Raw genomic sequence first — 6,000 nt, forward strand, 5'->3', positions numbered from 1 at the left:
TTCTTTGTGAATTGCTCGGATTTGCCCGCTCGGGTGCGCTTCAGGCTAGCCCGTACCGCTCGGATACGCCGTGGTGGGGGGGTCCGGACGGACTGGCTCCGCCGGGCGGCCGGGGCACCGGTACGCTGCCTCACGCCGCTCAGGAACCGTCAGAAAGGCGACCCCACCTGTGACTGCGATTCCCCAGGGCCGTACCCGCCGGGGCCGGGCCGCGCTGGCGACCGCGATCTGCGCACTCGCCGTGACGGGCTCAGCGGTGCTGACCGGGTGCGGCGACGAGGATCCGGACGCGGGGACGAACGGCGTGGGCAAGCTGCCCGCCGGCCAGATCCAGGCGAAGACCCGGGCGGCGGCCCAGGGGGCCCCGGCGGTACGGCTGTCCGGCACCGTGGTCACCAGCGGCCGCACGTACCAGCTGGACATGCGGCTGAAGGCCGACGGCGGCACCGGGTCGGTGACCTCGAAGGGGGCGACCTTCAAGCTGCTGCGGGTCGGCAAGCAGCTGTATCTGAAGGCCGACGCGGACTTCTGGAACCAGGCCGACGGCAAGGACGGCGGCGACGGCGCGGCGGAGAAGCTGAACGGCAGGTACGTGAAGGTGCCGCAGGGAGACCCCGCGTACCGGAAGTTCAGCGGCTTCACGGACAAGGACGTCCTCCTCGACGGACTGCTCACACTGCACGGCACACTGGCGACGGACGGCCACCACGACGACGCGGGTACCCGCACCATCCGCATCACCGGCGACAAGGGCTCCGGCGGCAGCCTCGACGTCTCCCTGGAGGGCACGCCGTATCCCCTCCGCCTGGTCCGCGGCGGCGGCGCGGGGGCCCTCAGCTTCTCCGACTGGGGTAAGGACTTCGCCGTGGCCGAGCCCGCGAAGGGTGAGACCGTCGATTACGGCAAGCAGCTGCCGACGTCGTAGCCGTTCGGGCAGGCGGGCCTGACGGACGGGCCGGGCAGGGTACGGCGCCGCCGACCACCCGGAGCAGGGGATGCCGGTACCGGGCGCTACCGTCCCTTGCGGCGCTTGGCGAGAAGCTTCGGCAAGCCCGCCGGGACCGGCCGGCGTGTGGTCGCCGGAGTCGCCACCGGCCGCTCCGCCAAGCTGCCGTCGGGCAGCGGCGCCACAGACCCGGCCGGAGCCAGGCGCAGCACCCGGCACTCGCGTGCCCAGCGGGCCGGCATCTGCTCCCCGTCGGGGGCGTTCAGACGCTTGCCCTTCAGCTCGGCGACGGCCGCCTCCCACTCCTCGGAGCCGGAGGGCAGCTCGGACACGGTCGCCGGGAACGTCACCAGCCGGCCGCCCTTGTCCTTGCTGCGCACGGTCACCTCGGCGGTGCCGCCGTCGACCAGCCCCTCCAGCGGCTGCTCACCGGGCCCGTCGCCGACCAGGCACACCGCGCCCTCGTGCCACACGTGCCACAGCGCACGCGCGGCGGAGGCCCCGGCGGCCCTGACCCAGATGAGGCCGGACTTCTTGGAGGCCTCCTCGATGAGGGCCCGGTCGAGCAGCTCGCTTGTCATGCGCCCAGCCTATCCAGCGCCCGCTCACAGCCAGCCGTTGCGCTTCAGCGTGCGGTGGATGCCGAGACAGATGGCGACCGTGATGCCCATGATCACCGGGTATCCGTACTTCCAGTGCAGCTCCGGCATGTACTTGAAGTTCATGCCGTACACACCGCACACCATCGTCGGCACGGCGATGATCGCGGCCCAGGCGGTGATCTTGCGCATGTCCTCGTTCTGCGCGACGGACGCCTGCGCCAGGTTGGCCTGGAGGATGGAGTTGAGGAGTTCGTCGAAGCCCAGCACCTGCTCCTGGACCCGGGCGAGGTGGTCGGCGACGTCCCGGAAGTACTTCTGGATGTCCGGGTCGACCAGTCGCATCGGCCGCTCGCTCAGCAGCTGCATCGGGCGCAGCAGCGGCGCCACCGCGCGCTTGAACTCCAGCACCTCGCGCTTGAGTTGGTAGATCCGCGCCGAGTCCACACCGCGGGACACCCCGCCCTTGCGGCCCGGCGAGAAGACCTCGGTCTCCACCTCGTCGATGTCGTCCTGCACCGCGTCGGCGACCGCGATGTAGCCGTCCACGACATGGTCGGCGATCGCGTGCAGCACGGCCGAGGGACCCTTGGCGAGCAGCTCCGGGTCGTCCTGCAGCCGGTGCCGGAGCGCCCTGAGCGAGCCCTGGCCGCCGTGCCGGACGGTGATGAAGAAGTCCCGGCCGGTGAAGCACATGACCTCGCCGGTCTCCACCACCTCGCTGGTGGCGGTGAGCCGGTCGTGCTCGATGTAGTGGATGGTCTTGAACACGGTGAACAACGAGTCGTCGTACCGCTCCAGCTTGGGCCGCTGGTGGGCCTGCACCGCGTCCTCCACGGCCAGCGGGTGCAGCCCGAACTCGCTCGCGATACCGGCGAATTCGGCCTCGGTCGGCTCGTGCAGACCGATCCACACGAAGCCGCCGTCGCGCCGCACCTGCCGCATCGCCTCGTGCGGGCTGAGCGGCTTGGCGCTCGCCACCCGCTTGCCCTCGCGGTAGACGGCGCAGTCCACGACGGCCGACGGGGTGGCCGGGTCACGGGTGGTGTCGTACGACGCGTTCGACGCGCTCGTGGGCTTGCGCAGCGAGACGCGGGACGGACGGACCACGGCGCGCAGGTCGCGGATCATCGACATGGGCAGGCTCCTTCGCGACAGGCAACGAAAGACCGCCGGCGACGGGTGGAACTACCCGGAATGGGGACGTCCTGACTGCGGGATGTTTGGCACGTCCACAAAGCGGGGAGCACCGCACCGTCGCGGTGGCGACTTCGCTACTGATGCAGAACTGATTCGATCAGGCAGATCGGATGATCAGACGATCAGGGCAAAGCGAAACGAAGTGCTCTTCCGAAGGGCAACGCGCACGGGAAGGCGTAGAGCAGCCGGAAACCAGCCAGTGACTACATCAGCGGGCGGAAGAGCGAGTGGTACTGCACGGTCGACTTCGATCCATGACAGCCCCACCTCCTCCGGCCGGTCCCTCGTAAGGGAGTCTCATCGGCGTCGGGACTCGATAGCGACGCTTCTGCGTGCTGTCCCGAACCACCGGCTCAGCGTAGCAGCCGCCCGATGTGTCAAGGCGCCGCTTTGCCCGCTACTGACGAGTTCTATGCTCACGGCATGGTTGATGTTCTTCCTCTGGTCGAGGCACGGTTGACCACCGCGCTGGGCGAACCGGACGCGCGCGCCGCCGTCACCTTCCTCGGCACGGACCGCATCGAGGTGCTCCGATTCAGCGAGGGGGACGTCGTGCGGTACGCCACCCTCGGCATGTCCGCGCGCCCCATGACCGACCCCACCGCGATGCTCGCCGACCCGGTCAAGGGCCCCCGCGCCGAGCTGGTCCTCTCCGTCCGCGCCGGCCGCGCCGACACCGACAAGGTGCTCCGCCCGCTCGCCGTGCTGGCCGCGACCCCGCAGGTGGAGGGGCTGATCGTGACCCCGGGCGCCTCCCTGGACGTCGGTGAGCCGCTGTGGCCCGGCGCCCCCTTCACCTCGGTCCTGGTGGGCGAGCCCGGCGGCCTGGTCGAGGACCTGGAGCTGGACGACCCGATGGAGCCCGTACGGTTCCTGCCGCTGCTGCCGATGACCCCGAACGAGGCCGCGTGGAAGCGGGTGCACGGCGCCCCGGCGCTCCAGGAGCGGTGGCTCGCGAACGGGACGGATCTGAGGGATCCCGCCCGCAGGTCCGTCCCGCTCGACTGATCCGTAAGTGACCGATCTCACCAACGCCAGGCCGGATTCGGTCAGTTGGCAAAGACGGTGACGCCGTCCTCGGTGGCGTGCGCCGTCTCCAGCTCCTCCGCCTCGTGAGCGAGGGCCCGGCGCCGTACGGCGACCACGGCCGCACCCAGCAGCGCGGTGACCGCCGCCACCACGAACGGGATGTGGATGTCGCTCCACTCCTCGATCTTGGGCGCGAAGTAGGGCGCGGCGGTGGCCGCGAACCAGATGGGTATTACATCGAGTTTGCCGGACGGGTGATCGTCCTTGACGTGGGCGGGCCGGGGTAGGACCGTGGAGCCCTATGAGGGGCGAACCCAGTTGCCCGAGGTGCGGTGGCCGGGTCAGGGCGCCCGGACTCTTCGCCGATTCGTGGCAGTGCGATGTGCACGGCACGGTGTATCCGCTGCAGCCCGTGATCCCGCCCAGTGTGGAAGCCCTCGCTGCCGTCGTGCACCGCACGCACGTTCCGGTGTGGATGCCCTGGCCGCTCCCCGTCGGCTGGCTCTTCACGGGCGTGGCCTACGCGGGCGACGACCGCAGTGGTGGCCGCGCGACCGCCGTCGCCTGCTCCGGACCCGGCCCCCTGGGCGGGCCGGCCGAGCTCATCCTGGTCGCCGAGGAGCTCGGCGTCGGCCTCGGCGCGCGGTACGCGGGCATCGACGGGCCGGACCCGGGGTCGTACATGAACGTCGAGAAGCCGCCCCAGGCCAAGGTGCTGGCCGTCGGCCGGCCGACCCCGCTCTGGCACGTCTACCGCACCCCCGACGACCGGGCCGTCTTCGCCGGTGAGGCGCTCGGCATGTGGCTGTGGGCGGTCATGTGGCCCGAGCAGGCGGGCCTGCTCATGTACGACGAGCTGGTGCTCACGGACCTGCGGGACGCGGGGGCGGAGCTGGATCTGGTGCCCTTCGGAGCGTTGTCGCCGCGCTTGCTTCGGCCGTGACGCCTGCTGGGATGCGGGGGCTCGCCATCGGCGGGTGCGGGTGAGTGGTGGGCTGGTCGCGCCCACGCGGCGGAGCCGCATTTCGAACACAGCCTCGCGCCCCAGGGAGTTGCAGTAGGGGGCGCTGGGCGGGTGCGGGTGTGACAGCCGGGCTTCGAAACCCCGCTATCCTTAGGTGTCCCCTTCCGTGAACGCCCCCCGTCTGGAGTCACCGTGCGCGTCGATCTGCACTGTCACTCCACGGCGTCCGACGGTACGGACACCCCGGCCGAGCTGGTGCGCAACGCCGCCGCGGCTGGGCTGGACGTCGTCGCGCTGACCGATCACGACACCACCCGTGGGTACGCCGAGGCGATCGCCGCGCTGCCCGAGGGGCTCACGCTGGTCACCGGTGCCGAGCTGTCGTGTCGTGTCGACGGCATCTCGATGCACATGCTGGCCTACCTCTTCGACCCCGAGGAGCCCGCTCTGCTCGCCGAGCGCGAGCTGGTGCGGGACGACCGGGTGCCGCGAGCCAAGGGCATGATCGCCAAGCTCAACGGGCTGGGCGTGCCGGTCACCTGGGAGCAGGTCGAGCGGATCGCGGCCGGCGGTTCCGTGGGGCGCCCGCATGTCGCGACGGCCCTGGTCGAGCTGGGCGTCGTACCGACGGTGGGCGACGCGTTCACCGAGCAGTGGCTGTCCGACGGCGGCCGGGCCTTCGTGGAGAAGCACGAGACGGACTCGTTCGAGGCGATCCGGCTGGTCAAGAACGCGGGCGGGGTCTGTGTGTTCGCGCACCCGGCCGCCGCCAAGCGCGGCCGTACGGTCCCCGAGGCGCGGATCGCGGAGATGGCCGAGGCCGGTCTCGACGGCATCGAGGTCGACCACATGGACCACGACGCCGACGCGCGCGACCGGCTGCGGGGCCTGGCGAAGGAACTGGACCTGCTGGTCACGGGCTCCTCGGACTACCACGGCAGCCGCAAGACCGTGACGCTGGGCGCGTACACGACCGACCCCGAGGTGTACGGGGAGATCACACGGCGGGCCACCGGGGCGTTTCCCGTGCCGGGGACCGGCGGAGCCTGAGGCCCCGAGGGGCCCGTCCGCGCCCGTAGTCCACCCTTTCCAGCAAGGCCAGTACTTCCCGACTTGTATTGGGGGCAGCGGTGTTCGTGATCGGGTTGGCCGCCCGTAACGTGCCGTAGGACGCCGGGCAGGCTGACTCGAGTACTTCCTGCCGCCCGCAGGGGCTGGCTCTCTTTGGGTGTGTCGACCTGCCCGGTGCCCGTTCGCGGCTT

The 6,000-nt window shown here is 70.9% G+C and carries 6 protein-coding genes and 1 pseudogene; 4 read left to right on the plus strand and 3 right to left on the minus strand.

Features of this window, described 5'->3' with window-relative positions; genetic code table 11:
* Nucleotides 1-169 precede the first annotated feature (169 nt).
* Entirely contained in the window at nucleotides 170-925 is a 756-nt protein-coding gene (locus ACIBJF_RS11245) for a hypothetical protein (protein WP_399173424.1), read from the plus strand.
* Between the two features lie 86 nt (nucleotides 926-1,011).
* On the opposite strand, the gene ACIBJF_RS11250 is transcribed toward ACIBJF_RS11245, so the two are convergent.
* Both ACIBJF_RS11250 and ACIBJF_RS11255 read right to left on the minus strand, forming a co-directional pair.
* Nucleotides 1,012-1,527, minus strand: a complete 516-nt coding sequence (locus ACIBJF_RS11250) for a hypothetical protein (protein ID WP_399173425.1) — start codon at nucleotides 1,525-1,527, stop codon at nucleotides 1,012-1,014.
* A 24-nt stretch (nucleotides 1,528-1,551) separates the two neighbouring features.
* A complete protein-coding gene (locus tag ACIBJF_RS11255; protein WP_399173426.1) occupies nucleotides 1,552-2,682 on the minus strand; it encodes a magnesium and cobalt transport protein CorA in 1,131 nt (376 codons plus the stop codon).
* A 486-nt stretch (nucleotides 2,683-3,168) separates the two neighbouring features.
* Between ACIBJF_RS11255 and ACIBJF_RS11260 the strand changes: the two genes are divergently transcribed.
* Nucleotides 3,169-3,753 carry a suppressor of fused domain protein gene (locus ACIBJF_RS11260; RefSeq protein WP_399173427.1) on the plus strand — a complete coding sequence of 195 codons (585 nt, stop codon included), beginning with the start codon at nucleotides 3,169-3,171 and terminating at the stop codon, nucleotides 3,751-3,753.
* A gap of 41 nt (nucleotides 3,754-3,794) precedes the next feature.
* On the opposite strand, the pseudogene ACIBJF_RS11265 reads toward ACIBJF_RS11260, so the two are convergent.
* Nucleotides 3,795-3,998: pseudogene (locus tag ACIBJF_RS11265) on the minus strand (MFS transporter); the annotation flags it as partial.
* A gap of 77 nt (nucleotides 3,999-4,075) precedes the next feature.
* Between ACIBJF_RS11265 and ACIBJF_RS11270 the strand changes: the two are divergent.
* Both ACIBJF_RS11270 and ACIBJF_RS11275 read left to right on the plus strand, forming a co-directional pair.
* Entirely contained in the window at nucleotides 4,076-4,717 is a 642-nt protein-coding gene (locus tag ACIBJF_RS11270; protein WP_351799333.1) for a DUF6758 family protein, read from the plus strand.
* Between the two features lie 213 nt (nucleotides 4,718-4,930).
* The gene (locus tag ACIBJF_RS11275) at nucleotides 4,931-5,788 is read left to right on the plus strand and encodes a PHP domain-containing protein (protein WP_399173428.1); all 858 of its coding nucleotides are present in this window, start codon (nucleotides 4,931-4,933) and stop codon (nucleotides 5,786-5,788) included.
* Nucleotides 5,789-6,000: the final 212 nt, after the last annotated feature.

It is taken from the genome of Streptomyces sp. NPDC050743 (assembly GCF_044456925.1).
Taxonomy (GTDB): domain Bacteria; phylum Actinomycetota; class Actinomycetes; order Streptomycetales; family Streptomycetaceae; genus Streptomyces.

What these genes read in the sequence shown, in the direction of transcription:
- ACIBJF_RS11250 (WP_399173425.1), bottom strand. Translation starts at nt 1,527, where the DNA reads ATGACAAGCGAGCTGCTCGACCGGGCCCTCATCGAGGAGGCCTCCAAG.
- ACIBJF_RS11255 (WP_399173426.1), bottom strand. Translation starts at nt 2,682, where the DNA reads ATGTCGATGATCCGCGACCTGCGCGCCGTGGTCCGTCCGTCCCGCGTC.
- ACIBJF_RS11260 (WP_399173427.1), top strand. Translation starts at nt 3,169, where the DNA reads ATGGTTGATGTTCTTCCTCTGGTCGAGGCACGGTTGACCACCGCGCTG.
- ACIBJF_RS11270 (WP_351799333.1), top strand. Translation starts at nt 4,076, where the DNA reads ATGAGGGGCGAACCCAGTTGCCCGAGGTGCGGTGGCCGGGTCAGGGCG.